25 protein-coding genes are annotated in these 24,915 nt (G+C 64.6%); 11 read left to right on the top strand and 14 right to left on the bottom strand.

All coding sequences use genetic code 11. The features are described 5' to 3' along the window. Positions 1–4: 4 nt before the first annotated feature. From L6D64_RS21175 to L6D64_RS21190, 4 genes are all read right to left on the bottom strand, one after another. Entirely contained in the window at positions 5–1,417 is a 1,413-nt protein-coding gene (locus L6D64_RS21175) for a DOPA decarboxylase (protein WP_176508090.1), read from the bottom strand. Positions 1,418–1,498: 81 nt separating this feature from the next. Then, the gene (locus L6D64_RS21180; protein ID WP_176508089.1) at positions 1,499–2,443 is read right to left on the bottom strand and encodes a LysR family transcriptional regulator; all 945 of its coding nucleotides are present in this window, start codon (positions 2,441–2,443) and stop codon (positions 1,499–1,501) included. Between the two features lie 119 nt (positions 2,444–2,562). Further along, entirely contained in the window at positions 2,563–3,273 is a 711-nt protein-coding gene (locus L6D64_RS21185) for a YebC/PmpR family DNA-binding transcriptional regulator (RefSeq protein WP_176508088.1), read from the bottom strand. A gap of 126 nt (positions 3,274–3,399) precedes the next feature. Then, positions 3,400–4,716 carry an MFS transporter gene (locus L6D64_RS21190; protein ID WP_176508087.1) on the bottom strand — a complete coding sequence of 439 codons (1,317 nt, stop codon included), beginning with the start codon at positions 4,714–4,716 and terminating at the stop codon, positions 3,400–3,402. A gap of 244 nt (positions 4,717–4,960) precedes the next feature. Here L6D64_RS21190 and L6D64_RS21195 point away from each other — a divergent pair, with 244 nt between their 5' ends. Further along, on the top strand, positions 4,961–5,830 hold the full coding sequence (locus L6D64_RS21195) for a LysR family transcriptional regulator (protein ID WP_176508086.1): 870 nt from the start codon (positions 4,961–4,963) through the stop codon (positions 5,828–5,830). A 157-nt stretch (positions 5,831–5,987) separates the two neighbouring features. Then, positions 5,988–6,347 (top strand): DUF2784 domain-containing protein, encoded by a 360-nt coding sequence (locus tag L6D64_RS21200; protein ID WP_176508085.1) that lies wholly within the window; start codon positions 5,988–5,990, stop codon positions 6,345–6,347. Here the strand turns inward: L6D64_RS21200 and tam are convergent. After that, positions 6,344–7,120, bottom strand: a complete 777-nt coding sequence (gene tam, locus L6D64_RS21205; RefSeq protein WP_176508084.1) for a trans-aconitate 2-methyltransferase — start codon at positions 7,118–7,120, stop codon at positions 6,344–6,346. The two genes, L6D64_RS21200 and tam, sit on opposite strands and share 4 nt — an antisense overlap. A 96-nt stretch (positions 7,121–7,216) precedes the next feature. On the opposite strand from tam, the gene L6D64_RS21210 reads away from it, so the two are divergent. Beyond that, entirely contained in the window at positions 7,217–7,396 is a 180-nt protein-coding gene (locus L6D64_RS21210) for a hypothetical protein (protein WP_176508095.1), read from the top strand. Positions 7,397–7,399: 3 nt separating this feature from the next. Here the strand turns inward: L6D64_RS21210 and L6D64_RS21215 are convergent, their stop codons facing one another. Next, positions 7,400–8,809 carry an amino acid permease gene (locus L6D64_RS21215; RefSeq protein WP_054883205.1) on the bottom strand — a complete coding sequence of 470 codons (1,410 nt, stop codon included), beginning with the start codon at positions 8,807–8,809 and terminating at the stop codon, positions 7,400–7,402. Between the two features lie 325 nt (positions 8,810–9,134). Here L6D64_RS21215 and L6D64_RS21220 point away from each other — a divergent pair, with 325 nt between their 5' ends. Next, positions 9,135–10,559, top strand: a complete 1,425-nt coding sequence (locus L6D64_RS21220; RefSeq protein ID WP_176508083.1) for an aminotransferase-like domain-containing protein — start codon at positions 9,135–9,137, stop codon at positions 10,557–10,559. Positions 10,560–10,749: 190 nt separating this feature from the next. Here the strand turns inward: L6D64_RS21220 and L6D64_RS21225 are convergent, their stop codons facing one another. Genes L6D64_RS21225 through L6D64_RS21235 form a run of 3 tightly spaced genes read right to left on the bottom strand, consistent with a single transcriptional unit; the run spans position 10,750 to position 14,348 of the window. Then, entirely contained in the window at positions 10,750–11,772 is a 1,023-nt protein-coding gene (locus tag L6D64_RS21225) for a histone deacetylase family protein (RefSeq protein WP_176508082.1), read from the bottom strand. Then, entirely contained in the window at positions 11,772–13,013 is a 1,242-nt protein-coding gene (locus tag L6D64_RS21230) for a Zn-dependent hydrolase (protein ID WP_176508081.1), read from the bottom strand. The genes L6D64_RS21225 and L6D64_RS21230 overlap by 1 nt, the downstream gene beginning before the upstream one ends. Positions 13,014–13,043: 30 nt before the next feature. Next, positions 13,044–14,348, bottom strand: coding sequence for an MFS transporter (locus L6D64_RS21235; RefSeq protein WP_176508080.1), 1,305 nt, complete (start codon positions 14,346–14,348; stop codon positions 13,044–13,046). Positions 14,349–14,637: 289 nt separating this feature from the next. On the opposite strand from L6D64_RS21235, the gene L6D64_RS21240 reads away from it, so the two are divergent. Further along, positions 14,638–15,546 (top strand): LysR family transcriptional regulator, encoded by a 909-nt coding sequence (locus L6D64_RS21240; RefSeq protein ID WP_176508079.1) that lies wholly within the window; start codon positions 14,638–14,640, stop codon positions 15,544–15,546. Here L6D64_RS21240 and L6D64_RS21245 read toward each other — a convergent pair. The 5 genes from L6D64_RS21245 to L6D64_RS21265 all read right to left on the bottom strand — a co-directional run bounded on the left by L6D64_RS21245 (position 15,543) and on the right by L6D64_RS21265 (position 19,618). After that, positions 15,543–15,824 carry a type II toxin-antitoxin system RelE family toxin gene (locus L6D64_RS21245; RefSeq protein WP_176508078.1) on the bottom strand — a complete coding sequence of 94 codons (282 nt, stop codon included), beginning with the start codon at positions 15,822–15,824 and terminating at the stop codon, positions 15,543–15,545. The genes L6D64_RS21240 and L6D64_RS21245 overlap by 4 nt on opposite strands. Further along, positions 15,814–16,059 (bottom strand): type II toxin-antitoxin system Phd/YefM family antitoxin, encoded by a 246-nt coding sequence (locus tag L6D64_RS21250; RefSeq protein WP_176508077.1) that lies wholly within the window; start codon positions 16,057–16,059, stop codon positions 15,814–15,816. The genes L6D64_RS21245 and L6D64_RS21250 overlap by 11 nt, the downstream gene beginning before the upstream one ends. Before the next feature lie 113 nt (positions 16,060–16,172). After that, the gene (locus L6D64_RS21255) at positions 16,173–17,177 is read right to left on the bottom strand and encodes an alkene reductase (protein ID WP_176508076.1); all 1,005 of its coding nucleotides are present in this window, start codon (positions 17,175–17,177) and stop codon (positions 16,173–16,175) included. Positions 17,178–17,207: 30 nt separating this feature from the next. Then, positions 17,208–18,401 (bottom strand): MFS transporter, encoded by a 1,194-nt coding sequence (locus tag L6D64_RS21260; protein ID WP_176508075.1) that lies wholly within the window; start codon positions 18,399–18,401, stop codon positions 17,208–17,210. Between the two features lie 206 nt (positions 18,402–18,607). After that, entirely contained in the window at positions 18,608–19,618 is a 1,011-nt protein-coding gene (locus L6D64_RS21265; RefSeq protein ID WP_176508074.1) for an aldo/keto reductase, read from the bottom strand. A gap of 118 nt (positions 19,619–19,736) precedes the next feature. Here L6D64_RS21265 and L6D64_RS21270 point away from each other — a divergent pair, with 118 nt between their 5' ends. The 6 genes from L6D64_RS21270 to L6D64_RS21295 all read left to right on the top strand — a co-directional run bounded on the left by L6D64_RS21270 (position 19,737) and on the right by L6D64_RS21295 (position 24,906). Then, a complete protein-coding gene (locus L6D64_RS21270) occupies positions 19,737–20,660 on the top strand; it encodes a LysR substrate-binding domain-containing protein (RefSeq protein ID WP_176508073.1) in 924 nt (307 codons plus the stop codon). Positions 20,661–20,746: 86 nt separating this feature from the next. Continuing rightward, positions 20,747–21,544, top strand: coding sequence for an SDR family NAD(P)-dependent oxidoreductase (locus L6D64_RS21275; protein ID WP_176508072.1), 798 nt, complete (start codon positions 20,747–20,749; stop codon positions 21,542–21,544). Positions 21,545–21,565: 21 nt separating this feature from the next. Then, positions 21,566–21,973 carry an SRPBCC family protein gene (locus L6D64_RS21280; RefSeq protein WP_176508071.1) on the top strand — a complete coding sequence of 136 codons (408 nt, stop codon included), beginning with the start codon at positions 21,566–21,568 and terminating at the stop codon, positions 21,971–21,973. A gap of 130 nt (positions 21,974–22,103) precedes the next feature. Beyond that, positions 22,104–23,090 (top strand): zinc-binding dehydrogenase, encoded by a 987-nt coding sequence (locus L6D64_RS21285; protein ID WP_176508070.1) that lies wholly within the window; start codon positions 22,104–22,106, stop codon positions 23,088–23,090. Positions 23,091–23,329: 239 nt separating this feature from the next. Then, positions 23,330–23,872 (top strand): WYL domain-containing transcriptional regulator, encoded by a 543-nt coding sequence (locus L6D64_RS21290; protein WP_176508069.1) that lies wholly within the window; start codon positions 23,330–23,332, stop codon positions 23,870–23,872. A gap of 98 nt (positions 23,873–23,970) precedes the next feature. After that, on the top strand, positions 23,971–24,906 hold the full coding sequence (locus tag L6D64_RS21295) for a cyclase family protein (RefSeq protein WP_176508068.1): 936 nt from the start codon (positions 23,971–23,973) through the stop codon (positions 24,904–24,906). Positions 24,907–24,915 lie beyond the last annotated feature (9 nt).

Here is a 24,915-nt window from a genome sequence, read left to right on the forward strand (position 1 = left end):
ACCTTCAGCCTTTGACCACTTCCTGCAGGCTGTGCCAAAGCTTTGCCACATGCTCCCGCTCGGTCGGCAGGGCCCCCACCGAAACCCGTACCATCCACCGCCCTTCGAGCGTCGCCGGCGTCACATACGCCACCCCGGACGCATTCAGCCGCTCGGCCCACGCCCTGGTGTGCGTATCCAGCGCCTGCCCTTCCAGCCCCGCCGGCCGATGGCGAATGCACAAGGTCTGCAGTTGCACCGGTGCCAGCACTTCCCACTCCGCCGCCGCTGCAACCTGCTCCGCCAGCCAGCGGGCATTCTCCAGGTCACGGCGCAAGCGCTGCTGCAAGGCCTCCACGCCTTCGCTGCGCAACATGAACCACAGTTTCAAGGCACGGAAGCGCCGGCCCAGCGGGATCCCCCAGTCACGCAGGTTCTTCACCTCGCCATCCACCGCCGACTGCAAGTAGCTCGGGTTGGTGCTCATCACCCGGATCAGGTGCTGCGGATCACGCACGTAGTAGATCGAGCAATCGAATGCCACGCCCAGCCATTTGTGCGCGTTGACCACCACAGAGTCGGCCAGCTCGATGCCATCCCACATCCAGCGACATTCCGGGAGGATCATCGCCGAACCGGCCATGGCCGAGTCGACATGCAGCCACAGCCCGTTGGCCTGGGCGATTTCGCCGATCGGGCGCAGCGGGTCGAGGGCGGTGGTGGTGGTGGTGCCGGTGGTGGCGACCACCGCACAGGGCTGGTTGCCGGCGGCCAGGTCTTGCTCGATGGCAGCCTGCAGCGCCTGCGGGCGCATGGCGAATTTCTCGTCGGTCGCGATCAGGCGGATGTTGGCGCGGCCGAAGCCGGCCAGCAGTGCAGCCTTGTCCACCGAGCTGTGAGCATGGGCACTGACATAGACGATCAATGGCTTGGCCTCGGCCTGCAGGCCGCCGCGGACCAGCGCATAGTCGGTGGCTCGTTCGCGGGCACTGATGAGCGCCACCAGGGTACTGGTGGACGCAGTGTCCTGGATCACCCCGCTCCACTGGGCCGACAGCCCGAGCAACTGACGCAGCCAGTCGAGGGTGGTTTCCTCCAGCTCGCTCAACGCCGGGCTGGATTGCCACGACAGGCCGAGCACGCCAAGGCCGGTACTGAGGAAGTCGCCAAGCACCGACGACAGGGTGCCATTGGAGGGGAAATAGCCGTAGAAGTCTGGGTGCTGCCAGTGCGACAGGCCAGGCATGACCCATTGGTTGACGTCGTCGAGGATCGCCTCGAACGACTCGCCTCGCTGTGGGGCGGCCTGTGGCAGCTGCGCCTTGAGGTAGCCGGGCTCGACCTGGGCCATGACCGGGCGTTCGCCGACGGATTGGCGGTAGTCGGCGATCAGGTCGATCAGCTGGTGGCCGTACTGGCGGAATTGTTCTGGGGTCACGCGCGCGCTCCTGAGGGTTATCCAGTGCCCCAAGTCTAGGCGCCTGCGCCCATGCGAATAACCCCGCTTCGCGCATACCTGCTATGGCAAACCTGCAACCCCGCCCTGCACCCCGAATTGTGACTGGCGCCACAGCTCGAACACCCGGTTGCGCAACCAGCGGTGTTCGGCCGAGGCCTGCAAGCGCTGATGCCACACCACCCAATAGCGCTGGGTATGCTCGACAAACCCTAACGGCCGCCACGCCAGCCCATGCAGGCGGCACAATTGCCGGGCGATGTGCTCGGGCACCGTGGCCAGCGCCTGGCTGTTGCCGATCACCTGCACGGTCGCCGAGAAGAACGGTACTTCCAGGCTGATGCGCCGCTGCAAACCTTGGGCGCGCAAGTGGCGGTCGATAAAGCTGTCCTTGTCGCCGCCACCGGAAATGCGCACATGCTTGCAGGCCAGGTAATCGTCCTGGCCAAGCTCGTCCAGCGCGGCCAGCGGGTGGTCCTGGCGCATCAGGCACACCGCGCGGTCTTCACCGAGCAGGCGACCATGCAGGTTGGGCGGCGACTCGTCGAACAAGGTGGTGGCCAGGTCGATCTCGCCGCTGGCAAGCAAGGCGTATTGCCCGGCCTGCCAGGTGCGGTAGTCGATGGACACACCCGGTGCCTCTTGCTCCAAGGCAGCCACCAGCAGCGGCAGCATGTGCTCGGCCACGTAATCGGAGGCGGCCAGGCAGAACCGGCGCTCACAGCGGGCCGGGTCGAAAGCGGCGGGTTGGCGCAGGGCCTGGAGCTCTTCGAGCACCTGGCGCAGGGGCTCGACCAGGGCTTCGGCATACTCGCTAAGCACATAACCGCGGCCTTGACGCACCAGCAGCGGGTCGTCGAAGGCTTCGCGCAGGTGGGCCAGCTGGCGGCTCAGGGCCGATTGGCTGACGCCCAGGCGGTCGGCGGCGTGGCTGAGGTTCTTCAGCTGCAGGAGGCAGTCGAGGGTGCGCAGGTGGGCGAGGCTGAGGGAGGCGAAAGTCGGGTTCATGCAGGCTCCCTTGCGTGGTTTTTGCAGGCCCATTCGCGGGTAAACCCGCTCCTACAGGGCATGCACAGGCCTGTAGGAGCGGGTTTACCCGCGAATGGGCCGCAAAGCGGCCCCAGTTTTCAGGCGGTCAGGCCCACGTAGACGTTCTGCACGTCATCGTGCTCGTCGATCGCTTCGAGGAACGCTTCAACTTCAGCCAGCGCCTCGGCACTCAGGCTGGCCGCGCTCACCGGGTTCTTCGGGGTATAACCGATCTTCGCCGAAGTGACGGTGAAGCCATGCTCAGGCAGGGCCTTCTGTACCGCATCCAGGTCAGTGGTGTCAGTGATGAACAAGGTCGACCCCTCTTCTTCACCTTCCTCGAAATCCTGGGCACCGGCTTCAATGGCGGCCATTTCCGGGTCGGCATCGCCTTCCGGGGTGGCTTCGATCAGGCCGACGTGGTTGAAGTCCCAGGTCACCGAGCCGCTGGCGCCGAGCTGGCCCTTGCGGAACAGCACGCGGATCTGCGCCACGGTGCGGTTGACGTTGTCGGTCAGGCACTCGACGATCAGTGGCACCTGGTGCGGGGCGAAGCCTTCATAGCTGACGGCATGGTACTGCACGGCATCGCCGTCCAGGCCAGCGCCTTTCTTGATGGCACGCTCCAGGGTCTCACGGGTCATCGAGGCCTTCTTGGCCTGGGCGATGGCCAGGCGCAGGCGCGGGTTCATGTCCGGGTCAGCGCCGGACTTGGCCGCGATCTGGATTTCCTTGGCCAGCTTGCCCATGATCTTGCCCTTGGCATTGGCAGCTGTTTCTCTATGTTTGGCTTTCCACTGTGCGCCCATGTCGACTCTCTTTGTACCAGGCGGCCGGTTCAGGAAGCGACCGGCCAAAAGTGGGTGCAGTTTATACGCCCTCGGGCAGTGGATCGACAAGTAATCTCACGCTTCGTCGGCCTTGCTCGCTGCCCTTCAGGTACGCAGTGGCTTGATCGCCATGCTGGTGTTGGGCGCCACGTCGTTGGCCGCGGCAGTGCCGGCCGGGCGGCTGTTCCAGTGCGGCAGCAGCACCAGGGCCGAGAACAACGCACAGCCGGCAAACACGATGAACACCGTGACGCTGTCGAAGTAGCCCGGCAGCAGGCCGCCGAGCACCGCGCCCACCGAGCCGCAACCGTTGACGAAACCTGCCGCCGTGGCGCCGGCCTTGGCCGTGCCGAAGTCGATGGCCGCCGCGCCGCTGATCATCGAATCCGGCCCGTACAGGGTCAGGCCCATGACGAACAGCAAGGCCACCACCATCACGATACTGCCGCTGTGCATGGCCGCCATGAACGCTGCCAGGGTCACTGTCAGCAGCACCAGGCTGATCACGCAGGCCGGCATGCGCCGGGCGCCGAACAGCTTGTCCGAAGCCAGGCCGATGATGATCGGGCCCAACAGCCCCGCCAGTTCGAAGGCAGTGGGGATGATCGCCGCGCCGACCTTGCCTACCGAAGGCATCTGCTCGAAGACGATCACCGGCCCCCACAGCAGGATGGCGTAGCGTGCGGGCTTGAGCAGGAAGTACGCCAGACCCAGGGTCAGCACCGTGCGGTTGCGCAGGATTTCGCGCAGCGGCGCCCACACGCTGCACAGGTTAGCGGCCGGGGCCATGCTCTGCGGCTCGGGTTCGACCGCAGCAAGGCCGACGTCCTCCGGCTTGTTGCGCTGCATGAAGAAGAACAGCACGGCCACCCCGGCCACCACCGCGGCACTCGAGAAGAACGCCGCATGCCAGGTGCCGACCAGGGTATAGGCCCACCAGCCAGCGAACGGCGAAGCGACCAGGCCGCCGAAGGCGTAGCACGAACTCCACAGCCCAAGCACCCGGCCGCGCTGCGAAGCCGGGAAGAAGCTGCCGATGTTCTTGCACAGCCCGGCCCAGCCGGTGGACTGCGCCAGCCCCTGGACCAGCATGCAGGTGGCGAAGACCGGGAAGGTCGCCAAGCTGCCCATCACCACGGCCGCCGCCGCCGAGATCAGCAGGCCACCGAGCACCACCACGCGCGGGCCGAAACGGTCGGCGAGCATGCCCCAGGTGAACTGGCCCACGGCATAGGCGGCCAGGTAGATCGCGTCGAGGTTGGCCATGGCGGCCTTGTCGAGCATGAACGTCGGGTCTTCAGCGATGCCGAGCTTGGCCACCGAGAAGGCCTTGCGGGTGAAGTAGAAGGCGGCGTAGGCCAGCCAGGTGATCGCGAAAATCTGGATGCGCCAGCGTTTCAACGCAGCGAGTGCTTGATTCATTGATTCTGACCTCTTGCTCAAGTGTGCCGGCAGATTGTTAAAAAACGCCTGTCTTGTTGTTGTGTTGCGCACTGCATGACGAAGGCTCGTCATTTGGTCAGATGGCACCGATGTGCGGGCCATGCCCCGGCCACTGCTTGTGGCGTTGGCCTCGGGTTGAAACGTATGGAAACAGTTGCTGACTGATAAAGAAAATCGATTTATCGTATTTCACACATAAGCCCAGCTTGTTACCGGAGGCGGTATGTCGGTGTCACACGCTCAACTCAAGGCGTTCCATGCAGTGGCCGTGCACGGCAGCTTTACCCGCGCCGCGCAAAAGCTGTTTCTGACCCAGCCGGCGGTGTCCGACCAGGTGCGCAAGCTCGAAGAGCGTTTCGGTGTGCTGCTGTTCCACCGCAACAAGCGCTCGGTGCAACTGACCGACCTGGGCGAGCGCCTGCTGGGCATCAGCCAGCGCCTGTTCGCCTGCGAGGCCGAGGCGCACGACCTGCTGCAGGACTCCCGCGCCCTGCACACCGGCAGCCTGGTGCTGGCAGTGGATGCGCCCGTGCACGTGCTGCCGCAGATCGCACGCTTTTGCCAGCGCTACCCAGGCATCCAGGTCAAGATCGAGACCGGCAACACCGATGAGTCACTGGCCAGGCTGTTCAGCTACCAGGCCGACCTGGCGCTGCTCGGGCGCGATGTCGATGACGAGCGGCTGTACTGCGTGCCGCTGCGCCGCGACCCGATGGTGGCGTTCGTCTCGCACAACCACCCGTGGGCCAGCCGTGGCTCGATCAACCTGGCGGATCTGGACGACACACCGCTGGTACTGCGCGAGCCGGGGTCGGTGACGCGGCAGACGCTGGAGGAAGAGATGCAGCGCGCAGGCTTGCGGATCCGCCCGGCGATCCAGGTGGAAGGCCGCGAGGCAGCGCGTGAGGCGGTGGTGGTGGGGATCGGCGTGGGGGTGGTGTCGGCGGCCGAGTTTGGCGCAGATGCGAGGGTATGCGCGCTGCCCATTGTCGATTGCCAGCGGCATCTGACCGAAACCCTGGTGTGTCTGAGCGAGCAGAGAAGCCGCCGGGTGGTGGCGACTTTCCTGCAGATGGTTCAGGAAGAGTTGTAGCGCCTGCACCGGCCTCTTCGCGGCTAAAGCCGCTCCCACAGGTACCCCACAGCATCTGAAACCTGTGCAGTTCCTGTGGGAGCGGCTTTAGCCGCGAAGAGGCCAGCACAGGCAATACAACTATTCTGGAAATACCTCAACTCCAGGCTCTCCCACCATGCTCTACCGCTTGGCCGCCGACGCCCTGGTCCTGCTTCACCTGGCCTTCATCCTGCTGGTCCTGTTCGGCGGCCTGCTGGTGCTCAGGTGGCGCCCCGCCCTGCTCCTGCACCTCCCCGCCCTGACCTGGGGCCTGGCGGTGGAAGGCCTGCACCTGCAATGCCCGCTCACCGACTGGGAAAACCGCATGCGCCTGGCCGCCGGTGATGCGGGTTACCACGGCGGCTTCGTCGAGCACTACATCTGGCCACTGATCTACCCCGCCGGCCTGACGCCACAGATCCAGCTGCTGCTGGGCGGCGTCGTGCTGGTGTTCAATCTGGTCATCTACGGCTACATCATCTGGCGCCGGGCCTAGCGGGTCGCGACCACGAACAGCCGCGGGAACGGCAACAGCACCTTGCCATCGGTGGCGGGCGGATAGTCATGCTGCATGGCCTGCAGGTACATCTGCAGGAAGCTTGCCTGTTCCGCTTCGTCCAGCCTGGCCAGATAAGGCCGCAGCGCCGACCCCTTGAACCATTCCACCACCGCCTCGGCGCCGCCGGTCAACGGGTGGTGATAGGTGGTGCGCCACACGTCCACCCGCGTGCACAGGGGGCTGAGCAGGTCGTAGTAGAACGCCGCATTGTGCCGCGGCGGCAACTGGAAATCGGCGAATTTTTCCGCCCACGGGCCGTCGCTGGCGATCTTGCGCAGTTGCCGGTGAGCGGGCTCGTCGAGGTTGTCGGGGGTCTGCACGGCCAGGCTGCCACCTTCGCTCAGCTGGCGCACCAGGTGCGGGTACAGCGAGCCATGGTCAGGCACCCATTGCAGCGAGGCATTGGCCAGGATCAGGTCTTGCGGTTCGGGGGCGGACCAGTCGCTGATATCGGCAATTTCGCAGCGTACCCGTGGAATATGCAGGCGCTTGCGCTCGCGGGCCTTGTCGATCATGTCCTTGTCGCTGTCCAGCGCCGTTACCTGGGCGTCCGGGCAACGCTGCAGCAGCACTTCGGTCGAGTTGCCGGGGCCACAGCCCAGGTCGGTGGCATGGCGTACCGGCCGCGGCGGCACGGCGGCCAGCAGGTCACGCACGGCGCGGGTGCGTTCGTCTTCGAAGAGGGAATACTGGGTGGCGGACCAGGCCATGGGCGGCTCCTGTTGGCGGACGATGCAATGAGCATACGCCATGTACCCAAGTGCATGCGCCTGAACTGTCGGCCTATGCTTGAAGTCAGTTCCTTTATGCGCATGCCCATGAAGCTATCCATGGCCTTGGCCATTCTGGCGCTGATCGCCGCCGCCGCCCTGCTCGGTTCGCCCTGGATGAACCAGCGCTTTCACATGCCCGAGGACAAACACCAGGCCCAACAACGCGAAACGGCCGGGTCCCCAAGGGAGCCGGCCGTTTCCAAGCGCAACTGACGCTTAGTGCTGCTTGCCAGTACGGATCTGGTGCACCACGCCCATCGCCACCACGACAGCCGCGGCGATGCCGGTGGAAATCACCAGGATCTGATAATCAGGCATGAAGGCCATGGTCACCAATGCGGCGATGATGAAGCCGATCACCAGGTAGGTCAGCCACGGGAACAGCCACATCTGCAGGCGCACTTCCTTGCCTTCGGCGATCAGCTTGCGGCGCATGCGCAGCTGCGAGAAGGCGATCACCAGGTACACCAGCAGGGCAATCATGCCGGTGGTGTTCATCAGGGTTTCCAGCACGTCTTTCGGGCGCAGGGTCTCGCTGAAGTTGATCAGCGCGCAGACCACGGCCACGGCGCAGGAGCCGATGATCGCGTACACCGGTACACCAGTGCCGGCACGGGTGATCTTGAAGAATGACGGTGCGTCGCCACGCTGGGCCAGCGAGAACAGCATGCGCGAAGCGGTGTAGTGGCCAGAGATCAGGCAGCTGCTCACCGAGGTCAGCACCACGAAGTTCATCAGCAGTTCGGCGTGCGGCACGCCCAGCAGCTCCAGGGTACGGCGGTAGGCGCCATAGCCGGAAACACCCAGTTGCGGGTCGTTCCACGGCACCAGGCAGACGATCAGGAAGATCGAGCCGACGTAGAACAGGCACACACGCCATACCACCGAGTTGGTGGCCTTGACGATCTGGGTAGCCGGGTCCTTGGCTTCGGAAGCGGCGATGGTGACGATTTCAGCGCCAAGGAAGGCGAACATCACCCCGAGCAAGGCACCAATGACCGTGGTGATGCCGTTGGGCATGAAGCCTTCGGCGGTCAGGTGGGTCATGCCACGCACTTCACCGAACTGCCAGATGTTCATCACCGCGGCGGTGCACACCACCAGGAAGCAGACGATCGCCACCACCTTGATCAGCGCGAACCAGAATTCGAACTCACCGTAGTGCTTGACGTTGAAGAAGTTGACGGTGATCAGCAGCAGGGTCGTGGCCAGCACGAACACGTTGACGCTGACGTCGGGGAAGAAACCGTGCAGGATCTTGCCCGCCACATAGGCTTCCCAGGCCATCAGGATGACCCAGTACCACCAGTACAGCCAGCCGATGGTGAAACCGGCCCAGCGGCCGATCGCGCGGTCGGCGTAGGTGGAGAACGAGCCGGTGTCCGGCGAGGAAGTCGCCATTTCACCCAGCATGCGCATGATCAGCACCACCAGGATGCCGCCGGCCAGATAGGCCAGCACTGCGGCCGGGCCGGCGCTGTGGATCACGCTGCCGGAGCCGACGAACAAGGCGCCGCCGATAACCCCGGCGATCGACATCATCGTCAGGTGGCGCGACTTGAGCGAGGCACTGAGCTTGCTCTCGTGCCCGCTTTTCGCGGTGGTGGTTGTGGATGTTGCGTCCATCAGTTGTGTACCCCGTGCTTCTTTTTATCCAAGGAAAACTGTGAAACCCCGATGGCTCTCGGTTTCACCTGTACATCAGTGCTAATGCGGGCAGGATGGTGTGCGCTAACACACGCAGGCCTTCCGTGGCGGCCTGCTGACGCGCCCCAGGGTTGGCACCTGAGGCGAACTGAACATGCTTTATGTGGCGATATCTGACACCTAATGTAAAAATGTCCGACGTAGAGAGCCATGCACAGTGGCATGAATCTCGCACTGCACTGTACAGGCCGCCAATGCAATACACCCGCTGGCGCTTGGCGTTACGCACTCCTGAAGGCCCCGAATGTTCGAATTACACCCAGACTCTTCCACGCCGCTGGTCAACCAGATCATCGACGGCCTGCGCGAGCTGATCGATAACCAGACCCTCAAGCCCGGCACCAAGGTCCCGTCGATCCGCGCCTTTGCCGCGAGCTATTCGGTGAGCACCTTTACCGTGGTCGAGGCCTACGACCGCCTGGTTGCCCAGGGGCTGCTGGTGAGCAAGGGTAATGCGGGGTTCTTCGTCAATCGAGCGGCGAACGAGCTGCTGGAAAGCCAGAACAGCGAGGCCGAGACCGGCCGCCCGACCTTCAATTCCGAGTGGTACCTGCAGCAGATCTTCGAGATTCGCCAACTGCCGTTCAAACCTGGCTGCGGCTGGCTGCCCAATGACTGGATGTACGAAGAAGGCCTGCGCCGCGGCCTGCGCCAGGTCGCTGGCAGCCCGCTGGAATTGTCGGGCTACGGCGACCCGATGGGCTTGCCGGAGCTGCGTGCGCTGACCGCGCAGAACCTGCAACAGGAGCTGTCGATCGTCTGCAACCCGGCGCAGCTGATGCTGACCCACGGTGCCAGCCAGGCGCTGGACCTCGCCGTGCGCACGCTGGTGCGCCCCGGTGACGTGGTGCTGGTGGACGACCCCGGCTACCCCAACCTGATGAGTATCCTGCGTACCCAGGGCGCGACCTTGATCGGCGTGCCACGCACGCCCAACGGTTACGACCTCAATCACCTCGAACAACTGCTGGCGCACCATCGCCCTACCGCGTTCTTCACCCAGCCGCACCTGCACAGCCCGACCTGCTCACGCACCCCGCTGGCGCAGCTGCATCGTTTGCTGCAACTGGCCAGCCAGCACGGTTTCCGCCTGGTGGAGAACAACCTGTACGCCGACATGGTCGCCGAGCCGCAACCGTGCCTGGCCAGCCTCGACCACCTGCAGCAGGTGGTGTACGTGGGCAGCTACTCGAAGAGCATCTCGCCCAATGTGCGGGTCGGCTACCTGCTGGCCAACCCGGAGCTGTCGCAGAAGCTGCTGCACCTGAAGATGCGCTCGGGGCTGACCACTTCGCAGGTGATGGAGCGGGTGGTGTACGCGGCGATCATCGACGGACGCTGGCGCAAGCACCTCAAGCGCCTGCGCCAGCGCTTGGCCGACGCGCATCAGGAAGTGGGCCGGCATTTGCATCGACTGGGCTTTGAACTGTTCACCGAGTCGGATGAAGGCATGTATATCTGGACCCGCCACCCGGCAATACCGGACAGCGCGGCGTTGCTGGATGATGCCTTGGAGAAAGGCATCATGCTCGGGCCTGGGCAGTTGTTCATGGTCGATGCCAAGGCCACCGGATGGATGCGGTTCAATGTGGCGTTCAGCACCGACCCGGCGATGTGGGAGTTGCTGGAGAAGGTGCTGGTCAAGCATGTGCGGCGGGGTGGGATTTAGGGAGTTCTGATGTGGCCGGGGGTTCGCCCTGGCATTTTCAGCGCCTGGGAGATCGAGCGCCGCCCGCGCGGCGCATCGCGGATAAATCCGCTCCTACAGTTGTTGCAACGTGCCGAACCTGTTACGCCATGGTTGCCAGCCTTGGCGCATGTCTCAGGCCTAGTGAGGCGACATCAAACGCCTGTCACACTTAGCGCCAGACAAGCTTGTCTGCAAAAAACGCCTGCGCATTGGCCTCCAGGCTCTCCAGGTGATAGCCCCCTTCCTGCACAATCAGGCACGGCAACCGCAGCGCCCGAATCCGCTCACCCAGCGCAGAAAACCCTTCCGTCGTTACCGCCACCTTGCTCTGCGGATCCAGCTCATAGATATCGAACCCGAGCGACAACACCAGCACCTCGGCCCCAAAGTCCTTCACTGCATCCAGCGCAATCTCCAGCTGCCCCATGAAGTCCGCCTCGCTGGCGCCATGGGCCATCGGCAGGTTGAGGTTGTACCCCTCCCCCGCACCACTGCCGCGCTCATCCTCGAACCCGGCCACACCGGGGTAGAAGTTGGTCGGGTCACCATGGGTCGACACGTACAGCACATCATTGCGCTCGTAGAAGATTTCCTGAATCCCCTGCCCGTGGTGCATGTCGGTATCGAGAATCGCCACCCGGCTGTAACGGCTGCGCAGGGCCTGGGCGGCCACGGCGGCATTGTTGATGTAGCAGAACCCACCGGCCGCATCGAACCGTGCGTGGTGGCCCGGCGGCCGGCACAGCGCGTAGGCCGCCGGCTCGCCATCGAGGATGGCCTTGGCCCCGGCTACCGCGCTCTGCGCCGACCAGTAGGCCGAGCGCCAAGTGTTCTCCCCAACTGGGCAGCTGCCGTCCGCCAGATAGCGCCCGGCCTGGGCAAGGATGCCGCGCAAGGCGTTGGGCTCACGCACGAAGATGTTCGACATGACCTCGTCGCCCCAGTCCTCAGGCACTTCCTTCCAGCGCGCATGGGCCTCTTCGAGGAACGCCAGGTAGGCTTCGCCATGCACGGCCTTGAGCGGCGCAAGGCCGGCATCGTCGGGCTGGCGGATGTCGAAGCCCAGGTCCTTGGCGGCCTGCAGCAGGCGCTGGGCGCGTTCGGGGACTTCCTGCGGGGTACGCATGGCACCGCGCGAGTAGTAGCTGCGCGGATGGTGCAGCAGCTGTTCGGGGTGGAAGTAGCAACGCATCAGGCTTCTCCTTGTTCGACTCGGCCGGCGCGGGCCAGCACGGCGTTGAGCAGTACATCGACGCCCTGGCGGGCATCCTCGGGTAGCACGTCTTCGGCTTCGTTGTGGCTCAGGCCGCCGACGCAGGGGATGAACACCATCGCCGTCGGGCAGTAGCGGGCCAGCAGGATCGCATCGTGGCCGGCGCCGCTGACGATGGACTGCTGGGTGTAGCCAAGCCCGTCCACCGCCTGCTGCACGGCGGCTACGCAATCCGCGTCGAACGGCGTGGCCGGGCTGACCCAGTGGCGCTCGATGCGCACCAGCAGGCCGCGCTGGCTGGCGATGGCCTGCAGCTTCAGGGTCAGGTCGCGCTCCATGGCTTCGATGGCCTGGTCGCGGTGATGGCGCAGGTCGACGGTGAAGCGCAGCACGCCGGGGATGGTGTTGCGCGAAGACTTGGCGATCGACAGTTCACCAACGGTGGTCAGGCCTTCTGGCGCGAAGTCAGCGGCCAGTTGCTCGACCGCCTGGATCATCTGCGCAGCGCCGTAGAGGGCGTCCTTGCGCAGCGGCATCGGCGTGGTGCCGGCGTGGGCGGCCATGCCTTCGACGGTGACGTCCAGCCAACGGATGGCCTGGCCGCCACTGACCACGCCGATGGCCTTGGCGTTGTCTTCCAGGATCGGGCCCTGCTCGATATGCGCCTCGAAGTAGGCATCCACCTGGCCACCCAGCGGGCGCTGGCCGGCGTAGCCGGTGCGCCGCAGTTCGTCGGCGACAGTGACGCCATCGGCATCACGGATGGCCAGGGCCTGGTCCAGCGCCAGGGTGCCGGTGAACACCGCCGAGCCGAACATGGCCGGGGTGAAGCGGGCGCCCTCCTCGTTGGTCCAGACGGCGATCTCCAGCGGCTTGCGGGTCTGGATGTTCAGGTCGTTGAGGCGGCGCACCACCTCCAGGCCAGCCAGCACGCCATAGACGCCATCGAAGCGGCCGCCTTCAGGCTGGGTGTCGAGATGGCTGCCGATCATCACTGGAGCAGCAGCCGGATCGCTACCGGCGCGGCGAGCGAACAGGTTGCCGATGGCATCCACGCTCAGCGTCAGGCCAGCCTCGCGGCACCAGTGGCTGAACAGTTCACGGCCGGCCTTGTCTTCGTCGCTCAGGGCCAGGCGGCAGCTGCCGCCGCGGGCGGTGGCGCCGATTTCGGCCATGGCCATCAGGCTCGCCCAAAGGCGTTCGCCATTGCTTTTCAACATGTGGGGGTACTCCACAATCAGAGGAATCGATCAGGCCAGTTCCAGGCGCTGACTACGGGCGTACTGGCGTGCCAGGGCCAGCACGCAGACCAGCGAAATGCTGGCGATCAGGCTGTAGAACGCCGCCATGGGCCACCATTGGCCGGTAAAGGTGTGGGCCAGCCAGGTGCCGATCAGCGGTGTCAGGCCGCCCGCGAGGGCGCCGCACACCTGGTAGGCCAGGGAAATCGCGGTGTAACGCACGCGAGTGTCGAACATGCCGCTGACGTAGCCCGCGATCACCGCGTAGAACGAGGCCATGCAGGCCGCCGCCAAGGCGATGCCGAGCACGATCATTGGGCCTTGGCCAGAGCTGACCAGCACGAACATCGGGTACGGCGAGGCCATCGCCAGCAACGCGACCAAGGCCAGGAAGCGGGTGGCGCCGAGTTTTTCCGACAGCCACGCGGCCAGCGGCTGCACGCAGAACTGGATGATCGCCACAAAGAACAGGCATTCGAGGATCAGCGAGCGCTCCAGGTGCAGTTGCTGGGTGGTGTAGCTGATCATGAAGGTGTTGGTGAAATAGACCCCGGCAATGCCCAGGGTGTTGGCACCGATGCACAGCAGCAGTGGGCGCCAGGCGGTGCGCAGCACTTCCAGTACCGGGGCCTGCTCCTTGCGCTGGGCCCTGGCCGCCTGCTCGCGGCTGGCGATGAACTCGGGCGATTCGTTGACGCCCAGGCGAATCGCCAGGCCCACCAGCAGCAACAGTGCGCTGGCCAGGAACGGCAAGCGCCAGCCCCAGCTCATCAGGTCTTCCTCGGGCAGGCGGGTCACTGCGCCAAAGGCCAGCAGCGACAGGATCAGGCCCGCCGGGCTGCCCAGCTGGGCGAACGAGGCGAAGAAGTTGCGCCTGCCCTTCGGCGCATGTTCACCGGCCATCAGCACGGCGCCGCCCCACTCGCCCCCCACGGCGATGCCCTGGATCACCCGCAGGATGATCAGCAGTACCGGTGCGCTGGCGCCAATCTGTGCGTAGGTCGGCAGCAGGCCGATGCAGACGGTGACGATGCCCATCATCAGCAAGGTGATGACCAGCGATTTCTTGCGCCCGATACGGTCGCCCACATGGCCGAACACGATGCCACCCAGTGGCCGGGCGAAGAAACCCACGGCGAAGGTGCCAAACGCGGCCATGGTGCTGAACAGGCTGTCGTCGGAGGGGAAGAACAAGGCACCGAACACCAGGGCGGCGGCGGTGGCATAGATGTAGAAGTCATACCACTCGATCATGGTGCCGATGAACGCGGCGGCGGCGGCACGGCGCGGCTGGGGCGAAGCGGTGGGCTTCATGGGGGGCTCCTTTGCTTGTTTTTCTGGCAGGAGTTGACGGGTCATTGTGGCGCTCTGGCGGCGCATGGCCTTCAGGTCGGTGTTGGCTTCTTCGCGGGTAAACCCGCTCCCACAGGAGTTGCACAGGGTCTGAAAGCTGCGCCGTACCTGTGGGAGCGGGTTTACCCGCGAAGAAGCCAGCACCGATGTCACAGGCCTCAATGACTGCGATTTATCGTCCCGGGGCTATGATTAGTCAATTTTCTATTTATTATTCGAACTATTAGCCTTGCTTATCATCGAGCCTGCCATGTCCGACCGCCTGCTCAACGACCGCCTCGACTGGAACCTGCTGCGCACCTTCCGGGTGATCGGCCAGGAATTATCCATCAGCCGCGCTGCCGCGCGCCTGCACCTGACCCAACCGGCCGTGAGCCAGGCGCTCAAACGCCTGGAGGAACAGCTCGGCCGCCAACTGATCGCTCGCCGCGGGCCGCGTTTCGTGCTCACCGACATGGGCGAGCAGCTGTTCCAGCTGGCCGGTGAGGTGTATGGGCAAATGTCGCAGATCAGCGGCCTGCTGGAGCAGCCGGCCGATGAACTGGTGGGCAAGGTGCGCTTGCTGATGATCAGCCGCATCGTCAGCGAACGCTTCGATGAGTTCCTCGCGGACTTCCACCGCCAGCACCCGCGGGTGGACCTGGAAATCGACGTGATGCGCAGCTCGGACATCGTCGCCGCCTTGCAGGAAAAGACCGCCACGGCGGGCCTGAGCCTCAATCGCCGGCCGCAGCCACGCCTGGAGCAACGGCTGTTCCTGCGCCAGCGCTATGCGTTTTTCTGCGGCAAGCACCATGCCCTGTTCGGCTTGGCCGAAGGCGATCTGCAGCGGGAGAACTTCGTCAGCTTCACCAGCGACCAGATTGGCGGCATGCTGTCGCCACTGACCATCTTCCGCGACCAGCAGGGCTTTTCCGGGCGGATCGTGGCGTCATCGCCGAGCCTGGAAGAGGTACGCCGGCTGGTGATCGCCGGGTTCGGCATCGGCTGCCTGCCCGAGCATGTGGTGGCGCCGGATGTGGCGGCGGGGTTGCTGTGGAAGCTGCCGCCGGAGGAAGGGATTGCCGATGTGGATATTCACCTGCTGTGGAACAGGGAACAGCGGTTGAGTCGCGCGGAAGAGGTGTTTATCGAGGCGTTGCAGCAGAGCCTGGCCTAACGCTTTTGAGCCGAGCGATAGACCTCGCCACGCTCACGCTTGCCAACCGAAACAACCACCACGACGATCCGCTCATCCTCGACTCGATAGACCAGCCGATACCCTGAAGCCTTGAGTTTGATCTTGTAGTGGTTCGGCATGTCGCGCAGTGCATCGGCCTGGACCTTGGGTGACTGCAGGCGTTCAGCAAGCTTCTTCTTGATCTGCTCGCGCATGGTGTGGCCAATCTTGCCCCACTCTTTCAGCGCGGATGGCAGGAATTCGAGCTTATAGGTCATCCAGAGATACCGATACGCCCTTTTCGCCCAACCTCGACTTGGCCAGCTCGCTCAGTTCAAGATCTTCCAGGCGCTCCATCATGGCCTCGTACAGTTCGGCCGGCACCATGTACCCCATCACTCGGTTGTGATTGAGCACAGCGACGGGCATGCCCGCTGCGCCGGTCATCACGGCCGATGGGTTCTTTTTCAGCTCCGACACGCTTACGGTCACGTTTGCGAAGATGTTTTGCATGTTTTTCACCCTCTATCGAGGGCCATATTTTGGTCCATATATAGGATATAAACAACCCGTGACTGCTCAATCGCATCGCCAGCAAGCCGGCAATGCGCCGCAAAGCTACCTCATCAAGCGGTCGCCAATGCCGGGTAATCGGTCAACCCTCGGGCAACACCCCCAAACAGCGTGGCCCGTTCATGTTCGGCCAGTGGAGCATCGAGACGCAGCCGTGCCGGCAGGTCCGGGTTGGCCACGAACGGCCGGCCAAAGCCGATCAAGTCTGCCCAGCCCTCCTCCAGCGCCCGGCGCGCACGCTCGCCGGTGTACTTGCCGGCATACACCATCACCCCAGGGAACACCGCCCGCAGCTGTTGCTTGAAGTCCAGCGGCATGTCCGGCGCATCGTCCCAGTCAGCTTCGGCGATGTGCAGGTAGCCGATGCCGATCTCACCCAGGCGCTTGGCGGCTGCGGTGTAGGTGGTGACCGGGTCGTCGTCGACACAGCCATTGAGCGTGGTCAGCGGCGCCAGGCGCACGCCGACGCGCTGAGCGTCGCCGGTGCCATCGACCAGTGCGCGAGTCACCTCATCGAGGAAGCGCAGGCGATTTTCCAGCGAGCCGCCGTAGCGGTCAGTGCGATCGTTGGCGCCGGAGTCCAGGAACTGGTTAAACAGATACCCATTAGCGGCGCGCAGTTCGACACCGTCGAAGCCGGTCGCCATGGCATTGCGCGCAGCCTGGCGGTACTGATCGACGATCCCGGCGATTTCCGCCTCATCGAGCGCACGTGGCTGCGATGCCTGGACAAAGCCCGGCGTGCCGTCGGCGTTGTCGATGAACACGTTGACCCCTTCGGCCTGTACCGCCTCGGTCACCAAGCGCCAGCCGTCGATTTGCGCCTGGGTGTGGATGCCCGGGGTGCGGGCATAGCCCTTGCCCAGCGGCGCGATCCAGGTGCCTTCGCTGACGATCAGCCCGGCGCTGGCACGCTGGGCGTAGTACTCGGCCATCAGCGCGGTGGGTACGTCGCCGGGTTGGGCGGCGCGCGAGCGGGTCATTGGCGGCATCAGCACGCGGTTGGGCAGGTTCAGGGCGCCCAGTTGCAGAGGTTGGAACAGCGGATCGTGAGTCATGGCAAGCAATTTCCGTTAGCGGATCAAGGGTCAGGCGCGGCTGACGACAGGTTGTGGCTGAGCAGGAACACGGCGGTCGAGGCGGCCGCTGTACAGAGTCAGGGCCAGGGCACCCAGGGTGACCAGCGCCGCGATCCAAGGCGTGTGGCCCAGGCCCAGCTGCTGTACCACCTGGGCACCGCCCCAGGAACCGCCGGCCACACCCAGGTTGAAGGCGGCGATGTTGAAACCGGCGGCTACGTCGACCGCATCCGGGGCGACCTTTTCCGCCTGCTGCACCACATACACCTGCAGGCCAGGCACGTTGCCGAAGGCCACCGCGCCCCAGGCCAATACCGTCACCACCACCAGCACCGGGTGCGGCGCGGTAAAGGTCAATGCCAGCAGCACCACGGCCAGCAACAGGAAGATGATCGACAGCGCCTTGACCGGGCCTTTGCGGTCGGCCAGGCGGCCGCCCCAGATGTTGCCCAAAGCTACCGACACGCCGTATGCGAGCAGCACCAGGGCGACGCTGTTGGCACCGAAGCCGGCGATGTCCTGCAGGATGGGTGCGAGGAAGGTGAAGGCAATCAGCGAACCGCCGTAACCGACCGCGGTCATGGCGTACACCAGCAGCAGGCGCGGTTGCAGCATCACCCGCAGCTGGCGCAGCAGCGGTGCCGGCTGGCTGTGCTGGATGCCCTTGGGCACGAACAGCAGTGCGCCGAGCAACGCCACCAGGCCGAAGGCGGCCACCACCAGGAAGGTCATGCGCCAGCCGAAGTGCTGGCCGATGAAGGTGCCCAGGGGAATGCCGGTGACGAAGGCCACGGTCATGCCGCTGAACATGGTGGCGATGGCGCTGGCAGCTTTATCCTTCGGCACCAGGCTGGTAGCGATGATCGAGCCGACCGAGAAGAACACGCCGTGGGCCAGGCCGGTGAGGATGCGCGCCATAATCAGCGATTCGTAGCTGGGCGCCTGCCAGGCCACCAAGTTGCCGGCGGTGAACAGGGCCATCAGGCCGACCAGTAACAGCTTGCGCGGTACCCGGCCGGTCATGGCGGTGAGCAGCGGCGCACCGATGGCGACGCTGAGTGCGTAGAGGCTGACCAGCAGGCCAGCGGAAGGGAGGGTGACCGCCAGGTCGTTGGCGATGGTCGGGATCAGGCCGACGATCACGAACTCCGTGGTGCCGATGGCGAAGGCCGCCAGGGTCAGGGCTAACAAGGCGAGAGGCATTTGAGAATCACCTGTGGAAGGTTGGGATGGGTGAATTCTCGGGGCGGACGGAGGTTGGAAAAAGGTAGCGGCGGGACAATGAGTTTTGCTTCTGAAGCAAAGGTTATAGCCGCGCTGTTGCGAAAGGATCAATCTTTTGTGGCGCCTGGTTAGACGCATTCGCGGGTTTACCCGCGAATGGAGGGCAAAGCCCTCCTCTTGCGCGATTAGGCCTTTGGCACTGGCGCATGCTGGGTAATCAGCCCCAGCTCACGCAGCTCGGTCCAGAAGGCAGCCGGGATCACTGCCTTGAACGCCGCCAGGTCCTGGTCGGCATGCTCCGGCCGGGTCGCCCCAGGAATCACCGCAGCCACCGCCGGGTGCGCCAGCGAGAACTGGAGCGCTGCGGCCTTGATATCCACACCGTGGCGCGCCGCCACTTCGTTCACGCGCTGCACCCGGGCACGGATTTGCGGGCTGGCCTGCTGGTACTCGTAGTGGTCGCCACCGGCAATCACACCCGAGTTGTACGGGCCGCCGACGACAATGCCGAGGCCCTGGGCCAGTGCACCCGGCATCACGCGCTGCAAGGCACGCTCGTGGTCGAGCAGGCTGTAACGACCGGCCAGCAGGAAACCGTCCGGGCGGGCCTGTTCAAGGTCCAGGGTCAGTTCGATCGGCTCGACGCGGTTGACGCCCAGGCCCCAGGCCTTGATCACGCCTTCTTCACGCAAGCGGCTCAGTACCCGGAAGGCACCGGTGCGGGCGATTTCGAACTGGCTCAGCCATTCGTCACCGTAGAAGTCCTGGGCGATGTCGTGAATCCAGACGATGTCCAGGTAATCGGTGCCCATGCGCTTGAGCGTGTCTTCGATCGAACGCAGGGTGGCATCGGCGCTGTAGTCGTTGACGATGCGGTTACGATTGCCATGCTCGAACAGGCCGCTCTTCTCGCCCAGTTCACGGGTAGCGGGGTCTTCCAGTTCATCGAGGATGACGCGGCCGACCTTGCTGCTCAGTACGTATTCATTGCGTGGGCGCTGGGCCAGGGCCTTGCCCAGGCGGATTTCCGACAGGCCGGCACCGTAGAACGGCGCGGTGTCGAAATAGCGCACGCCATTGTTCCAGGCAGCGTCCACCGAGGCTTGCACTTCGGCTTGCGGCACGTTGCGGAACATGTTGCCCAGTGGCGCGGTGCCGAAGCCCAGTGGGTTGGCGATCAGGTCTTTGAGGTTCATGGAATCTTCTCCAGTAAGGTGTGAAAGGTCGTCAGCCGACGACGTGAGCGCATCCTAGGCTTCCCAATACAAGACCGTCCAAGTCATAATTCGACAGAGTTAAGTCCTTGGAGGTCTCATGCAGGATCTACGTCAGTTGCGCTACTTCGTGGCCGTCGCCGAATGCGAGAACGTCGGCCGGGCCGCCGAGCAGCTGCATATCTCTCAATCCCCCTTGAGCCGGCAGATCGCCCAGCTTGAGGACAACCTGGGCCTGGCGCTGTTCGAACGGCGCAACCAGCGCCTGTACCTGACCAACGACGGGCGCACCTTCCTGGCCGAAGCGCGCGGCCTGCTCAAGCATGCCGAGCGCCTGGAGTCGCTGGGCAAGCGCCTGGGCCGTGGCGAGGAAGGCGGCCTGTGCATCGGCTACGTCAACCACGCCATCCATGCCGGCGTGCTGCCGGGTGCAGTGCGGGTGATCCGTGGCGAGCGCCCGAACATTCACATTGCGCTGTACAACATGACCCCGAGCGAACAGTTCGAAGGCTTGCGCCAACGCAGCCTGGACATTGCCCTGGTTTGCGAGCCGCCACCGAAGAACGACCCCGACCTGCGTGCCCAGCCGGTGCTGGACGACCCGATGCTGCTGGCCATCCCGGCCATGCACCCATTGGCCAGCAAAGCCGGACTGACACCGGCCGACCTGCATGAACAGGAATGGATCATCACCGGCGGCCAACCCGACCAGGTCAACAAGCGCGACGATTTCATCGCCCGCTGCGGCGATGCCGGGTTCACCCCGCGCCTGTCGCTGGAGGCCACCGACCCGCTCAGTGTGCTCGGCCTGGTGTCCGCCGGCCTTGGCCTGGCCATGGTGCAGAGCAGCCTGTCGGCCAGCGTCGGGCCCAGCGTGGTGCTGCGTCAGCTGGAATGGTTCCAGCCCTGCGTACAGTTGTGGGCGGCCTGGCATCAGGTGGACCTGCGGCCGATCGTTGGGATCTTCCGCGAGCGGGTGCTGGCTCTAGCTGATAAAGAACCTGACCAGTCGAAACAGGTCTGAACTCAGTCGAATTACGTCTTTTACAGTCTTACAGCGCATCACTAGGATGGCTTCCATCGATGCAACTCATCCACAGGAGCCATTCCATGAACATCGACCTCGGCGGACGTACCGCCATCATCAGCGGCTCGACCGGCGGTATTGGTCTGGCCATCGCCCGCGGCCTGGCCCGCGCCCATGCCGACGTGGTCATCGCCGGCCGCAGCCAGCAGTCGCTCGATGCCGCCCTGGCTGAATTGCGCGCCCAAGGTGGCCGTGGCCAGGTGCACGGCGTGGTCGCCGACCTGGGCACCGCCGAAGGTGCAGAAACCCTGTTCGCCGCCCACCCGCAGGCCGACATCCTGGTCAATAACCTGGGTATTTACGACGACGTTGACTTCTTCGACGTGCCTGACAGCGAGTGGCAGCGCTTCTACGACATCAACGTGCTCTCCGGCGTGCGCCTGGCCCGCCACTATGCCCCAGGCATGGTGAGCAAAGGCTGGGGGCGGATCCTGTTCATTTCCTCCGAATCGGGCATCGCCATCCCCGCCGACATGATCAACTACGGCGTCACCAAGGCCGCCAACCTGGCCGTGTCCCATGGGCTGGCCAAACGCCTCGCCGGCACCGGGGTGACAGTCAATGCCGTGCTGCCCGGCCCGACCCTGACCGACGGTGTCGCCGCACTGGTGGCCGATGCCGCCCAGGCCTCCGGCCGCAGCATTCGTGAAGAAGCCGACCATTTCGTGCGCACCGCGCGGCCGAGCTCGATCATCCAACGCGCCGCCGAAGTCGACGAAGTCGCCCACCTGGCGGTGTACCTGGCCTCCCCTTACTCCTCCGCCACCACCGGCGCGGCCCTGCGGGTCGACGGCGGTGTGGTCGACAGCCTCGCGATCTGAATTCAACTGGAGATCTACACCATGGCAACTGCCTACGCTTCCCTGCAAACCCTACACAGCCCTGACCACGTCTGGGCCCTGATCGGCGGCTTCGACAGCCTGCCCGACTGGCTGCCGTTCATTCCTGAAAGCCTGTCCAGCGAAGGCGGCCGCGTGCGCTCGCTGAAAGACCCGGACGGCAACAGCATCGTCGAGCGTCTGATGGCCTTCGATGAGCAGCAGCGCAGCTACAGCTACGCAATTCTCACCAGCCCGTTCCCGGTGGCGGGCTACCTGTCGACCCTGCGGGTCAAGGCCGATGGCCAAGGCAGCCTGATCGAATGGTTCGGCGAGTTCACCCCGGTCGGGGTCAGCGATGCCGAAGCGCAGGCTCTGTTCAAGGGCATCTATGAAGGTGGCCTGGAAGCCTTGGCGAAAACCTTGGGTTGACTGATCGGGGGCCGCAACGCGCCCCCTTTCTTTGCCTCCCAGTCAAGACACCTTGTCTTATCCCCGCCTGTTTCCCCCTGCCGATACCCGCTAGCCTCCCGCCCACATTCGTCTCACAAGGACCCGCAGCATGCCAACCTATCATCAAGCCTGGGCCTGGACCCCGAATGCCGGGCTCGACGGCCTGCAACTCATCCAGAAACCCCTTCCTGAACCCGGCCCCGGCGAAGTGCTGGTGGCCAACCGCGCCATCGCCCTCAACCCGGTGGACTGGAAGATCTGCGAATGGGGCCACCCGGCCTGGCAGCAAGGCACCGTCCCCGGCGTCGATGGCGCCGGTGTGGTAATCGCCGCCGGCATCGGCGTGGATCTGCCGCTGGGCACCCGCGTCGCCTATCATCAGTCCCTGGCCCGTGACGGCAGCTTCGCCGAACACTGCCTGCTCGACGCCAGCCTGGTCATGCACATTCCTGCCCAACTGGACGACAGTGCCGCCGCAGCGGTGCCCTGCCCCGCCCTAACGGCCTGGCAGGCGCTGGCCAAGGTGCCCGACGGTGCCAGCCGCGATGTGCTGGTGATTGGAGCTGGCGGCGCCGTGGGCTTCTATCTGGCGCAGCTGGCAGCACAACGCGGCCTGCGCGTCTGGGTTACTGCGGGTCAACGTCACCATGCAGTGCTCAAGGCGCTCGGCGTGGCCGGCGTGTTCGACTACCACCACAGCGACTGGCAGGCGCAATTGCACGCCGCCCTCGGTGAGCGCCCGTTGCATGCCCTGTTCGACACGGTCAGCGGTGCCCACGCGGGCAGCCTGGCCCACCTGCTCGGCTACAATGGCCACCTGGTGTGCATCCAGGACCGCCAGGAAGCCGCGCCGCTGGCCGCCTTCAGCACAGCGATCTCGCTGCATGAAGTGGCGCTCAACAGCATCCATGCCCATGGCCACCTGCAGGATCGCCAAGTGCTGCGCGCGGCGGGTGAGCAACTGCTGCAAGCCGTCGCCGATGGTCGCCTGGTTGCACCGCAGCGCCGCGAGTTTGCCTTCGAGGCATTGCCCGAGGCTCTGGGGGCCTTGAAAGATGGCAGCCTCGGCGGTAAATGGGTTACTCGCCTGGATTGAGCGGTTCTGGGAAGTGCCTGCCTTGAGCGCTCTGGCGCCTGTTGAATCGAGCGCTGAAGGTCTAGCGGCAGGCACTTGCCAGCCTTGATACGGTCCTCTCCAGTCCCCCCATCCCGCCCACCGACAACCTTCGATCCCACCAAACTTGGATCCCATCCCCCGATGGAGTATGCTCTCGCAATAGCTATATGCCATCATCCAGGTACGCCCCGTATCTGGCCTTCAAGGATGAAGCTCCCGTGCCCAGCCACCCGACCCGCCACACCATCGCCCGACAATGGCAGTTGCTGAAGCTGTTGCCCGACCGTCATCCCGGGATGAGCTCCACGCAATTGCAGGCCGCACTGGCCAGGGCCGGCCACAAGACCAGCAAGCGTACGGTCGAGCGTGACCTCAATGAGCTGGCAACACTGTTCCCATTGCACTGCAACAGCAAAGGCATGCCCTACGGCTGGTACTGGCAGCCAGGTCTGAGCCTGGATGCGGCCCAGCAGTTGCAACCCGATGTGCTCACCCCCTCGCAACAGATCGAACTGCAGGCCTGGGTCGACGATGGCCTGGCCCGTCGCCTGGAACATCAGCCGCTGTCCGAGGACATGCGTCTGGCCCCCCACGACAACGGCGGCGCAATGCTCGCGGCCACGGTCGAAGATAGCCGCGCGCTGATGGGCTGGCTGCTGTCCCAGGCCGGCTCGATTCGCGTCAAGGCGCCAGAAACACTGCGCGTGTCGATGGTCGAACAGCTGCGCCAAAGCTTGGCACTGAACGACGACGGCTATTGACCGACAGGCAAAAGTCATTGTCCCCCGGGCCGCTTTTTCCCTGCGGCGACCCTGCCCAGAATTCGCTCCTGACAACGCTTCATCTTCAGGAGAATGCAATGACACGCTTCAAGCCCCTGCTGCTCGCCGTCACCCTGGCGAGCACTGCCCAGGCCACCCTGGCCGCCGACTGGCAAACCTCCCCTTACGGCCACAACGACGAGATCGGCGCGGCCAACCTGCTTACCCCGGACGTGGTGAAACAGGCGGTCGGCCTGGTCAAGACTGGCAAGACCTACCCGCTGGCCGTACCGGTGAGCAAAGACCTGCCGGCCTTCCGCCACCGCAGCTTCCACCTGTACAACATCCAACCCGGTGAGCAGGCCGGCCAGACCCTGGGCCGCAACAAATTCAGCTTCAACGACGAGCTGGTCAACGGCTGGACCGGCGTCGGCACCCAACTCAACGGCATCGGCCATATCGGCATCGACAACGTCTACTACAACGGCAACAAGGCTGCGGACTTCGTCACCGTTGAAGGCGTGACCAAGCTGGGCGTGGAAAAGGTGCCACCGATGGTCACCCGCGGCGTGGTGCTGGACATGACCGCCCACTACGGCAAGGCCATCGTCCCCGGCGGTACTGCGTTCAGCGTCGACGACATCAAGGCAGTGCTCAAACACGAAGGCATCGCGCTGCGCAAGGGCGATGTTGTGCTGTTCAACACAGGCTGGCTCGAACTGATCGGCAAGGACAACCAGCAGTTCCTCGCCACCGAGCCAGGCATCGACCTGGCGGCCGCCGAGTGGCTGGCGGACCAGGGCATCGTCGCCTTCGGCGGGGACACCTGGGCCTCGGAGGTGTACCCGAACCCGACCGGTGAAGAGTTCCCGGTCAATCAGTTCATGCTGGCCAAACGCGGGATCTACAACCTGGAGCTGATCGACACCCGTGCGCTGGTCAAGGATAGAGCATTCGAGTTCCTGTTCGTGCTGGGGCAGCCGCTGTACAAGGGCTCGACCCAGGTCAACATCAACCCCGTGGCCATCCACTGATCAGGAGAA

This window comes from Pseudomonas urethralis (assembly GCF_021602465.1).
Classification (GTDB): Bacteria; Pseudomonadota; Gammaproteobacteria; order Pseudomonadales; family Pseudomonadaceae; genus Aquipseudomonas; species Aquipseudomonas vlassakiae.

Bases quoted from the DNA above. Each gene is read 5' to 3' on its own strand.
- L6D64_RS21180 (WP_176508089.1), bottom strand. From the start codon at position 2,443: ATGAACCCGACTTTCGCCTCCCTCAGCCTCGCCCACCTGCGCACCCTC.
- L6D64_RS21185 (WP_176508088.1), bottom strand. From the start codon at position 3,273: ATGGGCGCACAGTGGAAAGCCAAACATAGAGAAACAGCTGCCAATGCC.
- L6D64_RS21190 (WP_176508087.1), bottom strand. From the start codon at position 4,716: ATGAATCAAGCACTCGCTGCGTTGAAACGCTGGCGCATCCAGATTTTC.
- L6D64_RS21195 (WP_176508086.1), top strand. From the start codon at position 4,961: ATGTCGGTGTCACACGCTCAACTCAAGGCGTTCCATGCAGTGGCCGTG.
- L6D64_RS21200 (WP_176508085.1), top strand. From the start codon at position 5,988: ATGCTCTACCGCTTGGCCGCCGACGCCCTGGTCCTGCTTCACCTGGCC.
- tam (WP_176508084.1), bottom strand. From the start codon at position 7,120: ATGGCCTGGTCCGCCACCCAGTATTCCCTCTTCGAAGACGAACGCACC.
- L6D64_RS21210 (WP_176508095.1), top strand. From the start codon at position 7,217: ATGCGCATGCCCATGAAGCTATCCATGGCCTTGGCCATTCTGGCGCTG.
- L6D64_RS21215 (WP_054883205.1), bottom strand. From the start codon at position 8,809: ATGGACGCAACATCCACAACCACCACCGCGAAAAGCGGGCACGAGAGC.
- L6D64_RS21220 (WP_176508083.1), top strand. From the start codon at position 9,135: ATGTTCGAATTACACCCAGACTCTTCCACGCCGCTGGTCAACCAGATC.
- L6D64_RS21225 (WP_176508082.1), bottom strand. From the start codon at position 11,772: ATGCGTTGCTACTTCCACCCCGAACAGCTGCTGCACCATCCGCGCAGC.
- L6D64_RS21230 (WP_176508081.1), bottom strand. From the start codon at position 13,013: ATGTTGAAAAGCAATGGCGAACGCCTTTGGGCGAGCCTGATGGCCATG.
- L6D64_RS21235 (WP_176508080.1), bottom strand. From the start codon at position 14,348: ATGAAGCCCACCGCTTCGCCCCAGCCGCGCCGTGCCGCCGCCGCCGCG.
- L6D64_RS21240 (WP_176508079.1), top strand. From the start codon at position 14,638: ATGTCCGACCGCCTGCTCAACGACCGCCTCGACTGGAACCTGCTGCGC.
- L6D64_RS21245 (WP_176508078.1), bottom strand. From the start codon at position 15,824: ATGACCTATAAGCTCGAATTCCTGCCATCCGCGCTGAAAGAGTGGGGC.
- L6D64_RS21250 (WP_176508077.1), bottom strand. From the start codon at position 16,059: ATGCAAAACATCTTCGCAAACGTGACCGTAAGCGTGTCGGAGCTGAAA.
- L6D64_RS21255 (WP_176508076.1), bottom strand. From the start codon at position 17,177: ATGACTCACGATCCGCTGTTCCAACCTCTGCAACTGGGCGCCCTGAAC.
- L6D64_RS21260 (WP_176508075.1), bottom strand. From the start codon at position 18,401: ATGCCTCTCGCCTTGTTAGCCCTGACCCTGGCGGCCTTCGCCATCGGC.
- L6D64_RS21265 (WP_176508074.1), bottom strand. From the start codon at position 19,618: ATGAACCTCAAAGACCTGATCGCCAACCCACTGGGCTTCGGCACCGCG.
- L6D64_RS21270 (WP_176508073.1), top strand. From the start codon at position 19,737: ATGCAGGATCTACGTCAGTTGCGCTACTTCGTGGCCGTCGCCGAATGC.
- L6D64_RS21275 (WP_176508072.1), top strand. From the start codon at position 20,747: ATGAACATCGACCTCGGCGGACGTACCGCCATCATCAGCGGCTCGACC.
- L6D64_RS21280 (WP_176508071.1), top strand. From the start codon at position 21,566: ATGGCAACTGCCTACGCTTCCCTGCAAACCCTACACAGCCCTGACCAC.
- L6D64_RS21285 (WP_176508070.1), top strand. From the start codon at position 22,104: ATGCCAACCTATCATCAAGCCTGGGCCTGGACCCCGAATGCCGGGCTC.
- L6D64_RS21295 (WP_176508068.1), top strand. From the start codon at position 23,971: ATGACACGCTTCAAGCCCCTGCTGCTCGCCGTCACCCTGGCGAGCACT.